Genomic DNA, 17,105 nt, shown 5'->3' with positions numbered 1-17,105 from the left:
TGCAGAACGAACACGTCCCCAACTGCACCAATTGCACCAATTGCACCCCGGCTATGCCACGGTGCCGATGGCGAGGGCGAGCTGGGCGGGGTCCACCTGCTGGTAGGTCCCGGCTGCGTCGGAGGCCTCCGCCGTGGGCACCTCCACGACCGAATCGGCCGAGATGCCGGCCGAGGCCGCGCGCCGCCCAATGTCGAGCAGCCCCTGCGCGTCGAGGTCGGACATCACGATGCCGTCGAGCAGCCTGGTGGCGCTGCGCTTGAGCGCAGACGCGCCGCTCTGGGCCGCCTCCATGAACGCGCCCCAGCCCGACTCGGTCATGACCACGATGTGGCTCACCGGCACCACGCCGGCCGCCAGCTGCGAGGTCACGCCCTTGGCGCCGCCCGATGCATAGACCGAGGCCAGCGAGGCCGTGGCCGTTCCCACGCGCGCGTCCACCGGCACGCTTACCAGCGCGGCCTTCTCCTGCGTGTCGTCGATCGCGGCGAGGTTTAGCCCCGTGAGGGTCTTCTCGTCATCGTCGGCCGTGACGAGGAACGCCACGACCTCCACCGTGTCGCCCGTGGGCGTGACGCCGGCAGCCTCGGCCACCTGCGCGATGGCGTCGGGCGAGACGGTCGCCGCCGCGATGGCATCGCTCAGCTTGGAGCTGCCCAGTTTGGAGTGCTCGTTGGCGAGCCGCCAGAGGTGGGTCACGAGCAGGGCCACCGACACGAACACGACCGCAATCACCGCCGCGGCGATGACGTTGCGATTGGCGGAGAGCTTGGGCACGTCCGGTCGCTCGTACATGGTGACCTCCTTGGGCGGTGCGGGGCAGCCGGGACGAGCGCGGACGAGACGGTCATGGCCAGGCTGCGCATTCGCTCCTCGGTCTGCCATCTGGCGCGTCTCCGCCCCCGCCTCGCCGCTCACAGCCAGGGACTCAGCAGGTTTGGGGGATAGTCTACCCCCACGAAGGTGAGGCCCTTGGCAGGGGCGCAGGGACCGGCGGCTTTTCGGTCGTGAGCGGCAAGGACGTCGGCCACCCAGGACGGGTCGCGGTGCCCCCGGCCCACCTCCACGAGCGTGCCGGCGATGGTGCGCACCATCGAGTGGAGAAACGCGTTGCCCGTGACGTCGATACAGGTGACGCTCTCGCCGCACTCGTCCTGCTCGCGCACGTCGAGCGCCATGACGCAGCGGTGCGTGGGCTTGCCCTCGGCCGAGGTGGCCTTGCAGAAGCTCTTGAAGTCGTGCTCGCCGAGGAGGCACGCGGCACCGGCGCGCATGGCGTCCACGTCCAGCTGGCTGCGAAGCCACCAGGCGTGGTCCCACGCCAGCACGGGCCGGGCCTCCCCCGCCACGATTCGGTAGCGGTAGCTGCGGGAGCTTGCGTCGAAGCGCGCGGAGAAGCCCGCGGGTGCGCGGAGGAGCGCGCGGGGCGAGACGTCGTCGGGGGTGAGCGCGGAGAGGCCGCGCAGGAGGCCGCGGCCCGGGCGGGCGAGCTCGGGGGCGGTCGCGGGGACGCTCACGTACTGGGCAAGCGCGTGCACGCCGGCATCGGTACGGCCGGCGCAGGTGAGGTCGATGGGACGGCGCAGGAGCGTCTCGAGCGCGCGGGTCACCTCGCCCGCCACGGTACGCTGGCCCGGCTGAGCGGCAAAGCCCGAGAAGCCCGCGCCGCGGTAGCCCAGCTCGAGGACGAGCGCGCCGTCGAGGGCCGCGGGGTCTGCTGCGCGATCGGCGATGGTGGGGCGGGCGGGGCGGCCGGGGGCGACGGCACCGGCATCTGGCTGGACGGCGGGGCGGTTATCGGATTCACAGGCTGTCATGGGGACTCCTAAAGCAGCGCGCAGACGAGGCAACCGATGGCCACGGCCGCAAGAACCAGCAGGTCAGAGGGGCGCATCGGGCGCGTAAGCCGCGTGCGACCCCTCCCACGATAGCAGCGCTCGGCCATGGCCTGGGCGAGGTCGTCGGCCCGGCGGAAGAGCGCCACCACGAGCGGGGCGAGCACCGAGAGCCAGCGCCGCACACGCGCGGACACCGAGCCCTGGGCAAAGTCGACGCCGCGGGCGCGCTGCGCGTCTCGGATGCGCACGAGCTCCTCGGCCGTGAGCGGGATGAAGCGCAGGGCGATCGACACCGTCATGGCGATGTCGCCCACCGGCACGCCGAGGCGGCTGAGCGGGGCCATGAGGCTCGTGAGGGCGTCGGCCACGGCCGTGGAGCTCGTGGTTGCGCTGAGCACGAGGGCCGCGAACACGAGCACGGCGATACGGCCGACGGCGAGCGCCCCGCGCGCGAGGCCCGGGTAGCTGATGCCGAGCGGGCCCACAAGGGTGAGGCTTGCCGTGCCGTCGGCCACGAACGCATTGGCGAGCAGGGAGAACGCGAGGATGATGGCCGTGGGGCGCAGGCCCTGGGCAAGCTCTCGGGCGGATAGTCCGCCGAGGTGGGCGGCTGCGAGAACGGCCGCGGCCATGGCCGCGAGCGCCACCGGGCTGGAGGCCGCGAACAGCGCCACGGTGACGGCGAGCAGGCAGGCAAGCTTCACGCGGGCGTCGAGGTGGTGGAGGGGCGTATCTTTCGGGCGATAGCTGCCCAACAGCGGCGACCGCTGGACACGGGTAGCAGTGGCAGGGACGGGGGTGGCAGCGGCATTGGAGGCGGCAGGGGTGGCCTCTCCAAGGCCGTCCTCTCTCGCGTTCGTCTCGTTTTTATCAGTTAACTGCCCGTTTTTGGCCAGTTTACTGATAATAACGGGACTAACTTGCGTGGAGGTGGATGGGTGCATGGCGACGTCGGGCGCCTGGCCGGCCGACTGGAACGTGGGGCTCACGGCCGGGGCGGGAGCGCGGTCGGACAGGTGCGCGAGAATGGCCACCTCGAGCGGGGGCTGCATGCCGGCGGCCGCGAAGGGAGCCGTATCGCCGCGCAGCTGGGTCGCCGGGCCATGCCAGGCCACGCAACCGCTCGCGAGCAGCACGACGTCGTCTACCACGCGGAGCCACTCGCCCACGTCATGGCTGATGACGACGGCGGCCGCCCCAGCCGCGGCCAAGCGGCGAACCACGGCGTGCAGCTGGTCGCGACCCTCGGCGTCGAGGCCGTTCGTAGGTTCGTCGAGCACATACGCGCCGGGTCGCATGGCCACGACACCAGCAAGTGCCACGCGTCGCCGCTGTCCGCCCGAAAGGGCAAAGGGCGAGCGTCCCCAAAGCACCTCGTCCACGCCAAGGCTCCGCAGGGCCTCCCGGGCGCGCGCATCCGCCTCGTCCGTGGCGGCACCAAGGTTGCGCGGGCCAAAGGCCACGTCGTCAAGCACGGTGTCGCAGAACAGCTGGTTCTCGGCTCGCTGCTGACAGAGACCCACCATGCCGGGCCGAACGGGCGAGTCGCCCAGCCGTGCCTCGCCGGCGTCGGTTTCCAGCACGCCCGCAAGCACGCCCGCAAGCGTCGACTTGCCCGAGCCGGACCGTCCGGAGACGAGCAGCACGCGGCCGGGCGCGGCGGTCACGGTCGCGCCGTCGAGCGCGGCCGTGCCCTCGAAACGGACGGCCACGTCGCGAGCGACCAGCGAAGAGGTATGGGACGAGATCTCGCGTATCGGCTCAGACGCCTCACCGAGACGCCCGCCACCGAGAGCCTCACGCGCCTCACCAGCGAAGCCATCATCCTCGATAGCGCCAATGAGCCGACTCGCATCCAGCGACGGCCCGAACAGGAATCCGTCTCGCGACAGACGGCATAACAGCTCGCCGAGCGGCACGCGTCCCAGCCCGGCCCGCCGCACGACCTCCGCATCGCCGAAGAACTCACCCGGCGTGCCGGCCCACGAGATGCGTCCATCCGCCATGAGCACAACGCGGTCGGCGGCAGCCATCTCCTCCACGTCATGCGTGACGAGCAGCACGCCGACGCCCCCGGAGACGGCCCGGCGCACGATGGCCCGCACGTCCGTACGAGCGGAGGCGTCGAGCTGCGACGTCACCTCGTCGAGCGCGAGGTAGACGGGTCGCATGGCGAGCACGCCAGCCAGCGCGACGCGCTGCAGCTCCCCGCCGGAGAGCTCTGAGACAGCACGCCCTTCGAAGCCCGCAAGCCCGCAGGCCACAAGCACCTTGGTCACGCGCGAGCGAATCTCCGCCTCGGGAAGGCCGAGGCTGCAGGGGCCAAAGGCTACGTCGTCAAAGACGACAGGCGCCACCAGCTGGCTTTCGGGATCCTGCCGCACGAAGCCGACCGCCCGGTGGAGCTCAGCCGACGTGGCGACCTTGCCGTCGAGCAGCACGGATCCGAAATCGAGCCGCACCGTGCCACAGAGCGCCCGCGCAAGCGTCGACTTACCCGCGCCGTTGGGACCCACAAGGCAGACAAGCTCGCCAGGGGCCACGTCAAGGGAGGCACCGTCAAGCACCGGCTGCCGTTCGCCGGCAGGCGCGCCACCGTCCGCCTGGGGAGACACCATATACGCATAGCGGGCATCGGAAAGCTGCAGCAAGGGCCCTCCCCCTCTTCTCGAGCTCATGCACGGGCGCGCCATCGGTCACGCATGCAAGCATGACAGAAGAGACCGAGCACGGTCGCCGGCAGCCAAGTCGCCAGGCATCGCGTCGGACAGGCCTCCCACACAAGAAAGGGGCCCGGCCAAAGCCGAGCCCCTTGCGACATTACGCGTTGTTCCAAGCAGTCGGCGCGAGTTACTCGGCCTTCTCCTCGGTGGTCTCCTCGGCCTTGGGGGCCTCCTCAGCGGGAGCCTCCTCGGCGGGGGCAGCCTCGACCTTCTTGACCTCGGTCTTGGCGGCCTTGGCCTTGGGCTGGACCGGCTCGGTAACGACCTCGATGATCGCGATCTCGGCGTTGTCGCCCTTGCGGGGACCGAGCTTCATGATGCGGGTGTAACCGCCGTTGCGGTCGGCCCACATGCCCTGGGAAGCCTTCTCGAAGACCTCGCGGACGAGCTCCTTGTCGCCAAGCTTGGCGATGGCGAGGCGACGGGAGTGCAAGTCGCCCTTCTTGGCCCAGGTGATGATGCGGTCGACGTCGCCACGGATGGCCTTGGCGCGCGGCAGCGTCGTCTTGATGCGGTCGTTGGCAAGCAGCGCCTGGACAAGGCTCTTCTTCATAGCCTTGGTGTGGCTGGCGTCCGTGCCAAGCTTCATCCCGCTCTTCTTGTAGTGCCTCATAGTCTCTTACTCCTATGCGAATCTGCGTCGGCGGCTAGGCCTTAAAGCTCAGACCCATCGACTCGAGCTTGTCCTTGACTTCCTCGATCGACTTGACGCCGAAGTTGCGAATGTTGAGCAGGTCGTTCTCGGAGAACTCCACCAGCTGGCGAACGGAGTGGATGCCGGCGCGCTTCAGGCAGTTGTAGGAGCGCACGGACAGGTCCAGGTCCTCGATCTGCTTGTCGAGCTCGGAGTTGTCGTCGGTCTGGCCGGCGGCAAAGATGGACGGCTCCTCGGTCTGCTCGTTCTCGTCGGCCAGGGCCATGAAGGCACCCATGTGCTGGTCGATGATGTTGGCAGCCTCGACGACGGCCTCGCGCGGCGTGACACCGCCGTTGGTCTCGACCTCGAGGACGAGACGGTCGTAGTCGGTGTGCTGGCCGACGCGGCAGGGCTCGACGGCCTTGGCGCAGCGGCGCACGGGCGAAAAGAGCGAGTCCACGTGGATGAGCCCGATGGGATCGTCCTCGCGCTCGTTGTCCTCGCCGGAGACGTAGCCGCGGCCGGTGCCGATACGCATCGACATCGTGAGGTGCGCGCTCTCGCCGAGGGTGCAAATCACGTGGTCGGTGTTCACGAGCTGGAACTCGGCGGGAATGTCGAAGTCGCCGCCCGTAACCGTGGCCGGACCGTCGATGGAAATCGAGGCCGAAGCCTCCGAACCGGTGCCCATGTTCCTGAACGCAAGACCCTTGACGTTGAGCACGATGTCGGTGACGTCCTCGTAGACGCCCTCGACCGTGGTGAACTCGTGCTGCACGCCGTCGATCTGGATGGCCTCCACAGCGGCGCCCTCGAGCGAGGAGAGCAGCACGCGACGGAGGGAGTTGCCCAGGGTGTCGCCATAGCCGTGCTCAAGCGGCTCGACAATCACGCGGGCAACGTTTTCGCTGACCTCATCTACCGACACGTTGGGTCGGATGAAATCGGACATACAAACCTCCAACCGAGTCGACTACTTGGAGTAGAGCTCGACGATGAGCTGGGCATCGATGTCGAGGTCGATCTGGTCGCGCGAGGGGAGCTGAAGGACGGTGCCCTGGAGCTTCTCGATGTCGACCTCAAGCCAGGCCGGAACGGCCATGTGCTCGGAGGAGATGAGGGCCTCCTTGATGGGAAGCAGGTCCTTGTACTTGGCGCCCACGGCCACGACGTCGCCACTCTTGACACGGTAGGAGGGGATGTCGACGCGCCTGCCGTTCACGGTGATGTGGCCATGACGGACGGTCTGGCGGGCCTCCTTGCGGGTGCGGGCAAAGCCGAGACGGAAGACCACGTTGTCAAGGCGGGTCTCGAGGATGGTCATCAGGTTGTCACCGGTGATGCCCTCGAGCTTAAGAGCCTTGTTATAGTAGCTGCGAAACTGCTTCTCGAGCACGCCGTAGATGAACTTGGCCTTCTGCTTCTCGCGGAGCTGACGGCCGTACTCGCTCTCCTGGCGGCGCTGACGCTTGGGCTGGCGGTTCGACTTCTTGTTGATGCCCATCACGATCGGGTCGATGTCGAGCGCGCGGCACCTCTTAAGGACAGGAGTCCTATCCACTGCCATAGTTAGATTCCTTCCTTACCTACACGCGGCGACGCTTGCACGGACGGCAACCGTTGTGCGCGATGGGGGTCTTGTCCTGGATGCTCGCGACCTCGAGGCCAGCGGCCTGCAGCGAGCGGATAGCCGTCTCGCGACCCGAGCCCGGGCCCTTCACGAAGACGGACACCTTGTGGACGCCGTGCTCCATGGCCTCCTTGGCGCACGCCTCGGCAGCCATCTGGGCGGCGAACGGCGTGGACTTGCGGGAGCCCTTGAAGCCGACCATACCGGCGGAGCGCCAGGAGATCACGTTGCCCTGGGGGTCGGTGATCGAGATGATCGTGTTGTTGAACGTGCTCTTGATGTGAGCCTGACCGACGGAGATGTTCTTGCGGTCGGCGCGCTTGATGCGTCCGCGGGTCTGGACGCCCTTCTTGGCAGTAGCCATGTGTCAGTCTCCCCTACTTCTTCTTCTTGCCGCCGACCTGACGCTTCTTGCCCTTGCGGGTGCGAGCGTTGGTGTGCGTGCGCTGACCGCGAACGGGGAGGCCCTTGCGGTGACGGAGGCCACGGTAGCAGCCAATCTCCATCAGGCGGGCGATGTTCTGGCGGGTCTCGCGGCGGAGGTCGCCCTCGACCGTGTAGTTGGCATCGATGTAGTCACGGATCTTGGTGACCTCGTCCTCAGTGAGGTCGCGGACACGCGTGCTGGGGTCAATGCCGGTCTCGGCGCAGATCTTGGAGGCTGCGGTGCGGCCGATGCCGAAGATATAGGTAAGTCCGATCTCGACGCGCTTCTCGCGCGGGAGGTCGACGCCATTGATACGGGCCAACTTGGTGCTCCTCTCCTAGCCCTGACGCTGCTTGTGGCGCGGGTTCTCGCAAATCACGTACACCGTGCCATGGCGACGGATGATCTTGCACTTGTCGCACATCTTCTTGACCGAAGGACGTACTTTCATCGTTCTTCCTCTCGGTGTTGCTTTACGAACCTATATGAACGCCCAGCCGCTGGCGTGAATATCCCAGGCTGAGTCCGCATGCCTCCCGCAGCACGCGGCGTTTTGGACAGAGCAGACAAGACGCCCGGATGTAGGAGCCGTCCGGGTGCCCTGCGAGCCATGCCCGCGTGCGGGTCGCGCCTACTTGTAGCGGTAGGTGATGCGGCCGCGCTGGAGGTCGTACGGGGAAATCTCGACGACGACCTTGTCGCCGGGGAGGATGCGGATGTAGTTCATCCGGATCTTCCCGGAGATGGTGCAGAGAATGGTGTGGCCATTCTCGAGCTCGACGTTGAACATCGCGTTAGGCAGCGGCTCGATGACGTTGCCCTCGAGCTCGATTGCGTCCTGTTTACTCAATGCTGCTACCTTCTCCTCAGACCCCAACACAGCAGCTAGACATCATACCGAAAAACCCGTGCACCGTCTAGGTGACGCGGGTTCTACACATTTTGTTGGCTGGGGAGGGCAGCATAGGACTGCGTTCGGGGTCACTTTCGCTTCGCGAAAATCGCTTAGCCCCTCACTTCGTCCTATGCCGCCCTCCCCTGCGGAGTCGGTGCTGAGAACCCGCGTGGCCGGCGCGCGGGTTGGGCTTCTGACCTTCTTTATGCCTCTTGGGAGGGGGTTGGGGCCGGGGTTAGGGCTTCGCCGCCTTGCATGGGGCACCAGGGGCCTTCCTCGTCGGCGGTGAGGATCACGGGCCCGTCGTTGGTGATGGCGAGGGTGTTCTCGTAGTGGGCGGCGGTGCCTCCGTCTTTGGTCACGACGGTCCAGCGGTTGGGAAGGACGCGGCTCTCGTAGCCCTTGAGGCAGATCATAGGCTCAATCGCGATGACCATGCCAGCCTGGAGCCTGACGCCGCGGCCGGGCTTGCCGTAGTTGGGGACGTTGGGCTCCTCGTGCATCTCGTGGCCCACGCCGTGGCCCACGTAGTCGCGGACCACCGAATAGCCATTGGCCTCGGCAAGTGTCTGCACGGCGTGGCCGATGTCACCCACGCGGTTGCCAGGGACGGCCTGCTCGATGCCGGCCTTGAGGCAATCGCGCGTGATCTCGCAGAGGCCCTTGTCGGCCGTGCTGGGCGTGCCGCAGAAGAAGGTCCAGGCGTTGTCGCCCACCCAGCCGTTCACGACGACACCCGTGTCGATGGACACGATGTCGCCGTCCTGCAGGACGCGCGCGGCGGTGGGGATGCCGTGGACGACCTCGTCATTGATGGAGCAGCAGATGGAGGCGGGAAATCCGCCGTAGCCCTTGAAGGCCGGCTTGCCGCCGTGCATGCGGATGATGCTCTCGGCGACGCGGTCGAGCTCGAGGGTCTCGACGCCCGGGCGAATCATGGTGCCCACATGGCGAAGCACGAGCTTGGAGAGGGCGCCCGCCGGCTTCATGCCCTCGATCTCGGCTGCCGTCTTGATCTTGATCATAGTGCCAGGAGCTCCTTGACGTCATTGTAGACGTCGTCGACCGGACGGTCGCCGTCAACGACCTTGAGCAGGCCCTTGCCGCGGTAGTACTCAACAAGCGGCGAGGTCTGGGTCTCGTACACGTCGAGGCGCTTCTGGATCGTCTCGGGCTTGTCGTCGTCGCGCTGGTACATCTCGCCACCGCAGGCGGGGCACTTGTCCACGCCAGCTGGGGCGGTGTAGCCGCAGTCGCGGCAGGTGCGGCGCGAGGAGAGGCGCTTCACGATGACCCCGGCCTTGACGTCGACGAGCAGCGCCGCGTCGAGGTTGCGGCCCATCTCGGAGAGGGCAGAGTCGAGCGTGACGGCCTGGGCGGTGTTGCGCGGGAAGCCGTCGAGGATGAAGCCCTTCTGGGTGTCGTCGTCAGCGAGGCGCTCGGTCACGAGATCGACGACGAGCTTGTCGGGGACGAGCTTGCCCTCGTCCATATAGGACTTGGCCTTGACGCCGAGCTTGGTGCCGGCCTTTACCGCGGCGCGGAGCAGGTCGCCCGTGGAGATGTGGGCGAAGCCGTAGTCCTCGACGAGCTTCTGCGCCTGCGTGCCCTTGCCGGCACCGGGCGCTCCGAGCAGCACGATGTTCATGTTGGGTCCCCTCTCGGTATGCATTGCTTGCTATGGCCGCCAGGCGGCCACTCTTCACTAGGTAGAGCCTACCGCACACGCGTGACGTCCGCACGGAGGAAATCGCTCAGCTAGCTTTGGCCGGAGTTGGCAGGAGGATGCGGACAAAAACTTGGACCGGCACCACCGCCATCCAACACAAAAGGGGCCGAGACCCGAAGGTCCCGGCCCCTTGATGGCTCAGGTAAGCGAGAGCGCCGCTACTTGATGAAGAGGCTCTCGTAGTTGGTGGTCTTGAGCTGGCTCTCGAGCTGAGAGATCGTGTCGAGAGCCACACCGACCATGATGAGGATCGACGTGCCGCCAAATGCCTGGATGAGCGAGTTGCTCGTGAACGTGAACAGGATCGACGGAACCACGGCGATGATGGCCAAGAACAGCGAACCGGGCAGCGTGATGTGGTTGAGCACGTTCTTGATGTAGGCCGCAGTGGCCGCCCCCGGGCGAACGCCGGGAATGAACCCGCCCTGCTTGCGAAGCGTATCGGCCGTCTCGTCGGGGTTGAACACCATCGACGTGTAAAAGTACGCAAACGCGACGATGAGGCCGACCGAGAGGACCCAGTTCAGCCAGCCGGTGCTCACCGCGTTGGCGAAGGCGGTCATCCAACCCACCGTGGGGAAGAACACCGCGAGCTGCGCGGGGAAGTACAGGATGGCACTCGCGAAGATGATGGGGATGACGCCGGCCGTGTTGACCTTGATGGGCAGGTACGTGGCCTGACCACCCATGATGCGACGACCCACCACGCGCTTGGCGTACTGCACCGGGATGCGGCGCTGGCCACGCTCGATGTAGACGATGAACGGCACGACCGCGAGGATGACCACGACCACCAGCACCGTGAGGATGATGCCGTTGGAGGAGGTCTGTAGCGACTGGATGATCGACGTGGGCAGGCCCGCCATGATGTTGGCAAAGATGATGAGGCTCATGCCGTTTCCGATGCCGCGCTGGGTAATGACCTCGCCCATCCACATGATGAGGATGGCGCCCGCAAGCATGGACACCACGACGACGATGTCCATGAGGACCTCGGGGAAGCCCGCCTGCGAGAAGTCGATACCGAAACTCTTGCTCTTGAACAGGAAGAGGTAGCCCACGGAGTTCAGCAGGGCCAGGCCAACGGTGAGGTAGCGCGTGTACTGCGTCACCTTGCGCTGGCCCGCCTCGCCCTCGCGCGCAAGCGTTCCGAGGCTCGGCACAACGGCCTGGAGCATCTGCATGATGATCTGGGCCGTGATGTAGGGCATGATGCCGAGGCAGAACACCGACACGCGAGACAGGGCGCCACCGCTGAACAGGTTGAGGACGGCAATGGCGCTGTTTGCGCTGGAGCTCGACTGATATGCCGAGAGCATCCCCTGGAAGGGGATGCCCGGCACGGGGACATATGCCCCGATCCTGTACAGCACGAGGATGCCCACCGTGAGCAGGATCTTATCCCGAAGCTCCTTCACGCGAAACGCGTTGAGGATGCCTTTTAGCACGGGAGCTCGACCTTTCCACCGGCGGCCTCAATCTTGGCCTTGGCAGACGCAGAGACCTTGTCGACCTTGACGGTGAGCTTCTTGGTGATCTCGCCGTCACCAAGAACCTTGATGGGCTCGTAGGCGTACTTCACGATGCCCTTGGCGAGCAGACTCGGGCAGTCGACGACGTCACCGTCGGCGAAGTAGGCGTCGAGGCGAGCGACGTTCACGGGCACGTACTCGACGCGGTTGCGGTTGTTGAAGCCGGGGAGCTTCGGGAGACGCATCGCGAGCGGCGTCTGGCCGCCCTCGAAGCCGGCGCCCTTCTGCTTGCCGGCACGGGAGCCAGCGCCCTTGGTGCCGCGGCCGGCCGTGGTGCCGTAGCCGGAGGAGTTGCCGCGCCCGATGCGCTTGCGGGCCTTCTTGGCGCCCTCAGCAGGACGCAGATCGTTGAGCTGCATTGGTGTGACTCCTAGTTCTCTTCCACGGTGACGAGGTGCTTGACCTTGAAGATCATCCCGCGGATGCTCTCGTTGTCAGGCTGCTCGACGACGCTGTTGACCTTGTGGAGTCCCAGGGCGCGGACGGTGGCCGTCTGGTCCTTCTTGACGCCACAAATCGGGCTCTTCACGAGCTTGATCGTGAGGGTCTTCGCCATGGCTAGTTCTCCTTCCCGACGAACATCTCAGCGACGGTGAGGCCGCGACGCTCGGCGGTCTCCTCGGGGCTGGAGAGCTGCTTCAGGGCCTCGGCAGCGGCCTTGATGATGTTGAGGCCGTTGCTGCTGCCCATGGACTTGGACAGGACGTTCTTGATGCCAGCGAGCTCGAAGAGCGGGCGAATGGGGCCGCCGGCGATGACGCCGGTACCCTCAATGGCCGGCTTGATGAGCACTCGACCGGCACCAAACTCGCCGAGGACGTCGTGGGGCACAGAGCCGGTCTCGGTGACGGGCACCTTGAACATGTTCTTTTTGGCGTTGTCCGAGGCCTTCTGGATGGCCAGGGGCACCTCGGCGGACTTGCCCATGCCAAGGCCCACGTTGCCCTTGCCGTCGCCCACGACCACGAGGGCCACGAGAGACATGCGGCGGCCGCCCTTGACGGTCTTGGAGACGCGGTGAATGTAGACAACGCGCTCCTGGAGCTCGGAGGCGTCGCGCTGCTGCTTTTGGTTACGAGCCATTACAGATACCTCCTAGAACTTCAGGCCCGCGGAGCGGGCACCGTCAGCGAGAGCCTTCACGCGGCCGTGGTAGATGCGACCACCGCGGTCGAACGTGACCTCGGTGATGCCCTTCTCGAGAGCACGCTTGCCCACGAGCTCGCCCACGATCTCGGCGGCCTCCTTGTTGGAACCCAGCTTGCCGGTGGCGCGGAACTCAGGGTCGAGGGTCGACGCAGTGCAAATCGTCTTAGCGTCGACGTCGTCGATGACCTGGGCATAGATGTTGGCGTTGGTACGGTGCACGGAGAGGCGCGGACGCTTGGCAGTGCCGCAGATCTTCGAGCGGACGCGGCGCTCGCGGCGCTTGAGGCCCGCGCGCTTTGCCTGATGCTTGTCCATAAGAATTCTCCTTGGTCACGCCGCCACCTGACAGGGTGACGGACTTCGTATGACGTGGACGTTTGGCGCTACTTGGCGGCCTTGCCGAGCTTCCTGCGGATGTGCTCGCCCATGTAGTGGATGCCCTTGCCCTTGTACGGCTCGGGCGGACGCTTCATGCGGATCTCGGCGGCAACCTGGCCAACCTGCTCCTTGGAGATGCCCTTCACAATGATGTGCGTGTTGTCGGGGCACTCGAAGGAGATGTCGTCCGGCGCCTCGAAGATGACGGGGTGCGAGTAACCAAGGGAGAGGTCGAGGTTCTTGCCCTTGAGCGCGACACGGTAGCCGACGCCGGTGAGCTCGAGCTGCTTGCTGAAGCCCTCGGAGACGCCGACGACCATGTTGTGGAGCAGCGTGCGGGTAAGGCCGTGCTGGGCGTTGGCCTCGCGTGACTCGTCGTTGACGGTGACGAGGAGTTCCTCGCCCTCCTCAGCGATGGTCACGAGGTCGGAGAACGAGCGGTCAAGCTCGCCCTTGGGGCCCTTGACGTGCACGTGGTTGCCATTGACTGTCACAGTGACTCCGGCGGGAATCTGGACAGGCTTCTTGCCGATGCGGGACATGGTGTCTCCTTTCCTATCCTGCCGTGAGTTACCAGATGTAGGCGATGACCTCGCCGCCGACGCCGAGCTTGCGGGCGTCGCGGTCGCACATCATGCCCTTGGAGGTGGAGATGACGGCAGTGCCCAGGCCACCGAGGACGCGCGGAAGGTCCTCGGCCTTGGAGTAGATGCGCAGGCCGGGCTTGGAGATGCGCTTGATGCCGCGGATGACGCGGGCGTGGCGCATGCCGTACTTGAGGCTGACGGTCAGGGTCTTCTGGGGCTTGGTGTCCTCGACGGCATAGCCCTCGATGTAGCCCTCCTCCGAGATGACTCGGGCGACCTCGACCAGCACCTTGCTGGACGGCATGGTGACGGTATCCTTGCCGGCGGTATTGCCGTTGCGGATGCGCGTCAGCATGTCTGCAATGGGATCGGTAACGTTCATTGGGATTCTCCTTCGTTAGGGATGAACCTCTGCGTCCGGTTCACCTGGACCCATGGCCGAGGCGCCTGGACGGGAGTCTTCCTTTTGTCCTGGAGTGGAGGGTTGCCCCTACCAGCTCGCCTTGCGGACGCCGGGAAGCTCGCCTTTGCTCGCGAGCTCGCGGAAGCACACACGGCACAGGCCGAACTTGCGATAGACGCTGTGCGGACGGCCGCAGCGCTGGCAGCGGTTCTGGGTGCGCGTCGAGTACTTCGGCTCACGCTGAGCCTTGACGATCATCGATGTCTTAGCCACAAATCCTCCTTCAGGGAGACGGCCACGCCCTGTGCGTGGCTTTGCCTATACCGCGCAAGCGCGGCACGCCGCCGAGGGGTCCCGGCGGCGGTGGTACCAACTACTTCTTGAACGGGAAGTTGAAGGCGTCGAGCAGGGCCTTGCCCTCCTCATTGGTCTTCGCGGTGGTGACGATGGTGATGTCCATGCCGCGGGTGCGATCGATCTTGTCGAACTCAATCTCCGGGAAGATGAGCTGCTCGGTGACGCCCATGGAGAAGTTGCCACGGCCGTCGAAGCTCTTGGCGGAGATACCGCGGAAGTCGCGGATGCGCGGGATGGCGATGGAGATGAGGCGGTCGAGGAAGTCCCACATGCGGTCGCCGCGCAGCGTCACCTTGGCGCCGATGGGCTGGCCCTCGCGCAGGTGGAAGGTGGCGATGGACTTGCGGGCGCGACGGATGGTGGGCTGCTGGCCGGTGATGGCGCGCAGGTCGGCGACGGCACCGTCGATGGCCTTGGAATCGGTGGCGGCCTCGCCGACGCCCATGTTCACGACGATCTTCTCGATCTGGGGAACGGTCATCGGGTTGGTGTAGCCAAACTGCTTGACAAGCTCGGCGCGGACCTCGTCCTTGTACTTGGTCTTGAGGCGGGGAACGTACTTCTCTTCAGCCATGTTCACTCCTTCTGGGGTTTTAAGCGCGGGGTTGGCGCAGGTCGTGACGCCCACGCATGGGTTCTGCGCGTTGCGTTGGCCGCGGCGTGCGGCCGATGCCCCGTTACTCTCGCGCCTCCTGTGCGGCGGCTAACCGCCAGGAGCCTTCACAGTGCAGCTCACTAGGATATGACAATGACGGCTTGGTTTCCACAACAAGCTAGAGTTTTGCCGTCTGTGGGCAGCTGAGTTCACACAGCATCCACACAGCTCGCCCGCTGTCACATTTCCTTCCGGATGATATGTCACATTCCCGGTTCAAACGCGCCCACATCAAGAGAAGCGGGGCCCGAGGCGCCTGCCCCGAGCCCCGCTTCTCTCGCCTTGTCGCGGCACGATGTGAGCCGCCGGAATCTAGATGCTGTCGAAGAACTCCGCAATGGGTGCCACGTCGTAGAGCGACTTGCCGTCGATGCAGGGCAGGTGGAGCACCTCGTTCACCGTGGGGACAAGCTCCGAGCAGTCGGTGAAGTGGCCCTTGTCGTTGAGCTTGCCGCAATCCTGCACGCGCCAGTAGCCGTCGGTGTGGGTCACGTAGTACGTCTCCTCCCCCACCTTGGCGAACAGCCTTGTCTTGGCGCGGAGATAGCCGTCAAGCTCGTCGGGCGAAATCTCGATCGAATCCTCTGCCATCACTCCCATGGTGACCCCTTTCGTCCTGCCGGACGCACGCGCGCCGACGGATGAGTCGACCACCGGGCGGCGGCCGACAGCGGAAAAGCCCGTTATCTCAGAGTCTCCCAGGCGGCAGGGAAAACGCGCGGCGCACCCGCGAGCGGTCTGATTATTCGCGGAACGGTAGGCGGAGGGCGCGGTGGTCGGCGTTTGTCGTGCTTGCATGACGTCTTTGCGCTCCCGATGCCTCAGTAGCTTGGGTTTGATGTTGGCGAGGGACATACGAGCTGGCTCGGGCGGAAGTGAAGTGAACGCATCGGCTGATGTTGGGAGTGATGACAGTGATGGAAAACGTCGGAGGTTATGGGCTTGAAGTACGCCGCGTCGTTTGCGGGGCGCATCGGGGAGAGCCGCTTCGCACACAAAAAGCCCCGTCTGCCGGTGGGCAGACGGGGCTTGCTTGGCAACGCGAGCAGGTCGGAGCCGAGAGCCTAGCGCTCGGGCTCGGGGATGACCTCGCCGCTCTTCTTGGCGACGCGCACCTTGGTGCCGTCAGCCTCGATGCGGATGCCGACGCGCGTGGGCTTGTCGGTCTTGGGGTCGATGAGGGCAACGTTGGAGACGTCGATCGGCATCTCCTTGTTGACGAAGCCGCCCTGCTGGTTCTCTTGCGTCGGGCGCTGGGCCTTCTTGGCAACAGCGACGCCCTCGACGACGACCTTGCCCTCACGCGGAAGAGCACGCACGACCAGGCCGCGCTTGCCCTTGTCCTTGCCGGAGATCACCTGAACGGTGTCGCCCTTCTTGATCTTCATCTTAGCCATGGTGGCAACTCCTTACAGCGTCTCGGGCGCGAGCGAGACGATCTTCATGTACTTGTGATCGCGCAGCTCACGGGCGACGGGCCCAAAGATACGGGTGCCCTTGGGGTTACCGTCCTTGTCGATCAGGACGCAGGCGTTCTGATCGAACTTGATGTAGCTGCCGTCCTTGCGACGGTTCTCCTTGACGGTGCGCACGACGACGCAACGCACGACGTCGCCCTTCTTGACGGCAGCACCCGGGGTGGCCTCCTGCACGGCACCGATGATGACGTCGGCAAGGCCGGCGTAGCGGCGCTTGGAGCCGCCGATGACCTTAATGCACCTCACGCGCTTGGCACCGGAGTTGTCGGCCACGGTGAGCATGGTCTGCATCTGAATCATTGCGAAATCCCTTTCGGAACTGCCGGCTCAGAGGTGCGCCCACTCGAGCGGCGCACGTGGCCGGAATGGCCCTGACGGGCACCGCCAAAAGACGGTGCCGCCAGATGAGGCCTCGGATGTTACTTCGCGGCCTCGACGACCTCGACGACGCGCCAGCGCTTCGTCTTGGACAGGGGACGCGTCTCCATGACCTTGACAGTGTCGCCGAGGTTGCAGACCTCGTTCTCGTCGTGGCAGTGGAGCTTCTTGGTGATGGTGATCATCTTGCCGTACTTGGGGTGACGCTTGCGGTTGTCGATCTTCACCGTGACGGTCTTGGCACCGGAGATGGAGGTGACGACGCCCACGCGCACCTTGCGCTGATTGCGAGCCTCGGTATCGCTCATG

The 17,105-nt window shown here is 65.6% G+C and carries 25 protein-coding genes; all 25 read right to left on the bottom strand.

Features of this window, described 5'->3' with window-relative positions; genetic code table 11:
* Positions 1–51 precede the first annotated feature (51 nt).
* The gene (locus EFAMC1_RS00295; protein WP_154052352.1) at positions 52–795 is read right to left on the bottom strand and encodes a hypothetical protein; all 744 of its coding nucleotides are present in this window, start codon (positions 793–795) and stop codon (positions 52–54) included.
* A gap of 119 nt (positions 796–914) precedes the next feature.
* The gene (gene truA, locus EFAMC1_RS00290) at positions 915–1,817 is read right to left on the bottom strand and encodes a tRNA pseudouridine(38-40) synthase TruA (protein ID WP_154052351.1); all 903 of its coding nucleotides are present in this window, start codon (positions 1,815–1,817) and stop codon (positions 915–917) included.
* Positions 1,818–1,825: 8 nt separating this feature from the next.
* Positions 1,826–4,489, bottom strand: a complete 2,664-nt coding sequence (locus tag EFAMC1_RS00285) for an ATP-binding cassette domain-containing protein (RefSeq protein WP_187324463.1) — start codon at positions 4,487–4,489, stop codon at positions 1,826–1,828.
* Positions 4,490–4,688: 199 nt separating this feature from the next.
* Entirely contained in the window at positions 4,689–5,174 is a 486-nt protein-coding gene (gene rplQ, locus EFAMC1_RS00280) for a 50S ribosomal protein L17 (protein WP_154052349.1), read from the bottom strand.
* A 34-nt stretch (positions 5,175–5,208) separates the two neighbouring features.
* On the bottom strand, positions 5,209–6,150 hold the full coding sequence (locus tag EFAMC1_RS00275) for a DNA-directed RNA polymerase subunit alpha (RefSeq protein ID WP_154052348.1): 942 nt from the start codon (positions 6,148–6,150) through the stop codon (positions 5,209–5,211).
* 21 nt (positions 6,151–6,171) lie between these two features.
* A complete protein-coding gene (gene rpsD / locus EFAMC1_RS00270; RefSeq protein ID WP_154052347.1) occupies positions 6,172–6,765 on the bottom strand; it encodes a 30S ribosomal protein S4 in 594 nt (197 codons plus the stop codon).
* 19 nt (positions 6,766–6,784) lie between these two features.
* Positions 6,785–7,192 carry a 30S ribosomal protein S11 gene (gene rpsK / locus EFAMC1_RS00265; RefSeq protein WP_154052346.1) on the bottom strand — a complete coding sequence of 136 codons (408 nt, stop codon included), beginning with the start codon at positions 7,190–7,192 and terminating at the stop codon, positions 6,785–6,787.
* A 13-nt stretch (positions 7,193–7,205) separates the two neighbouring features.
* The gene (gene rpsM / locus EFAMC1_RS00260) at positions 7,206–7,577 is read right to left on the bottom strand and encodes a 30S ribosomal protein S13 (protein WP_154052345.1); all 372 of its coding nucleotides are present in this window, start codon (positions 7,575–7,577) and stop codon (positions 7,206–7,208) included.
* A 15-nt stretch (positions 7,578–7,592) separates the two neighbouring features.
* Entirely contained in the window at positions 7,593–7,706 is a 114-nt protein-coding gene (rpmJ, locus tag EFAMC1_RS00255; protein ID WP_154052344.1) for a 50S ribosomal protein L36, read from the bottom strand.
* A gap of 180 nt (positions 7,707–7,886) precedes the next feature.
* Complete coding sequence (gene infA, locus EFAMC1_RS00250) at positions 7,887–8,105, bottom strand: translation initiation factor IF-1 (protein ID WP_154052343.1); 219 nt, start codon at positions 8,103–8,105, stop codon at positions 7,887–7,889.
* A 248-nt stretch (positions 8,106–8,353) separates the two neighbouring features.
* Positions 8,354–9,175 (bottom strand): type I methionyl aminopeptidase, encoded by an 822-nt coding sequence (gene map, locus EFAMC1_RS00245; protein WP_154052342.1) that lies wholly within the window; start codon positions 9,173–9,175, stop codon positions 8,354–8,356.
* On the bottom strand, positions 9,172–9,798 hold the full coding sequence (locus EFAMC1_RS00240) for an adenylate kinase (protein ID WP_154052341.1): 627 nt from the start codon (positions 9,796–9,798) through the stop codon (positions 9,172–9,174). Before EFAMC1_RS00240 ends, map begins: the two co-directional genes overlap by 4 nt.
* A 239-nt stretch (positions 9,799–10,037) precedes the next feature.
* Complete coding sequence (secY, locus tag EFAMC1_RS00235; protein WP_154052340.1) at positions 10,038–11,327, bottom strand: preprotein translocase subunit SecY; 1,290 nt, start codon at positions 11,325–11,327, stop codon at positions 10,038–10,040.
* The gene (gene rplO, locus EFAMC1_RS00230; protein ID WP_154052339.1) at positions 11,321–11,770 is read right to left on the bottom strand and encodes a 50S ribosomal protein L15; all 450 of its coding nucleotides are present in this window, start codon (positions 11,768–11,770) and stop codon (positions 11,321–11,323) included. The genes secY and rplO overlap by 7 nt, the downstream gene beginning before the upstream one ends.
* A gap of 11 nt (positions 11,771–11,781) precedes the next feature.
* On the bottom strand, positions 11,782–11,967 hold the full coding sequence (gene rpmD / locus EFAMC1_RS00225) for a 50S ribosomal protein L30 (protein WP_154052338.1): 186 nt from the start codon (positions 11,965–11,967) through the stop codon (positions 11,782–11,784).
* Between the two features lie 2 nt (positions 11,968–11,969).
* Positions 11,970–12,494: a 30S ribosomal protein S5 gene (gene rpsE, locus EFAMC1_RS00220; protein WP_154052337.1), complete on the bottom strand. Its 525-nt coding sequence runs from the start codon at positions 12,492–12,494 to the stop codon at positions 11,970–11,972.
* A 12-nt stretch (positions 12,495–12,506) separates the two neighbouring features.
* On the bottom strand, positions 12,507–12,875 hold the full coding sequence (rplR, locus tag EFAMC1_RS00215) for a 50S ribosomal protein L18 (RefSeq protein ID WP_154052336.1): 369 nt from the start codon (positions 12,873–12,875) through the stop codon (positions 12,507–12,509).
* A gap of 68 nt (positions 12,876–12,943) precedes the next feature.
* Entirely contained in the window at positions 12,944–13,480 is a 537-nt protein-coding gene (gene rplF / locus EFAMC1_RS00210) for a 50S ribosomal protein L6 (RefSeq protein WP_154052335.1), read from the bottom strand.
* Between the two features lie 28 nt (positions 13,481–13,508).
* Complete coding sequence (gene rpsH / locus EFAMC1_RS00205; protein ID WP_154052334.1) at positions 13,509–13,907, bottom strand: 30S ribosomal protein S8; 399 nt, start codon at positions 13,905–13,907, stop codon at positions 13,509–13,511.
* A gap of 108 nt (positions 13,908–14,015) precedes the next feature.
* Positions 14,016–14,201 carry a type Z 30S ribosomal protein S14 gene (locus EFAMC1_RS00200; protein ID WP_073296263.1) on the bottom strand — a complete coding sequence of 62 codons (186 nt, stop codon included), beginning with the start codon at positions 14,199–14,201 and terminating at the stop codon, positions 14,016–14,018.
* 100 nt (positions 14,202–14,301) lie between these two features.
* The gene (gene rplE / locus EFAMC1_RS00195) at positions 14,302–14,859 is read right to left on the bottom strand and encodes a 50S ribosomal protein L5 (RefSeq protein ID WP_154052333.1); all 558 of its coding nucleotides are present in this window, start codon (positions 14,857–14,859) and stop codon (positions 14,302–14,304) included.
* 393 nt (positions 14,860–15,252) lie between these two features.
* Positions 15,253–15,540, bottom strand: coding sequence for a CDP-alcohol phosphatidyltransferase (locus EFAMC1_RS00190; RefSeq protein ID WP_154052332.1), 288 nt, complete (start codon positions 15,538–15,540; stop codon positions 15,253–15,255).
* A 464-nt stretch (positions 15,541–16,004) separates the two neighbouring features.
* Positions 16,005–16,328 (bottom strand): 50S ribosomal protein L24, encoded by a 324-nt coding sequence (gene rplX, locus EFAMC1_RS00185; RefSeq protein WP_187324464.1) that lies wholly within the window; start codon positions 16,326–16,328, stop codon positions 16,005–16,007.
* 21 nt (positions 16,329–16,349) lie between these two features.
* Complete coding sequence (gene rplN, locus EFAMC1_RS00180) at positions 16,350–16,718, bottom strand: 50S ribosomal protein L14 (protein ID WP_154052330.1); 369 nt, start codon at positions 16,716–16,718, stop codon at positions 16,350–16,352.
* A 119-nt stretch (positions 16,719–16,837) separates the two neighbouring features.
* Positions 16,838–17,104 carry a 30S ribosomal protein S17 gene (gene rpsQ, locus EFAMC1_RS00175; RefSeq protein WP_154052329.1) on the bottom strand — a complete coding sequence of 89 codons (267 nt, stop codon included), beginning with the start codon at positions 17,102–17,104 and terminating at the stop codon, positions 16,838–16,840.
* Between the last annotated feature and the right edge of the window lies 1 nt (position 17,105).

Source organism: Olsenella uli, assembly GCF_901212675.1.
Lineage (GTDB): Bacteria > Actinomycetota > Coriobacteriia > Coriobacteriales > Atopobiaceae > Parolsenella > Parolsenella uli_B.
The sequence above is the reverse complement of the archived record's forward strand: the minus strand, read 5'-3'. Positions and strand labels throughout refer to the sequence as shown.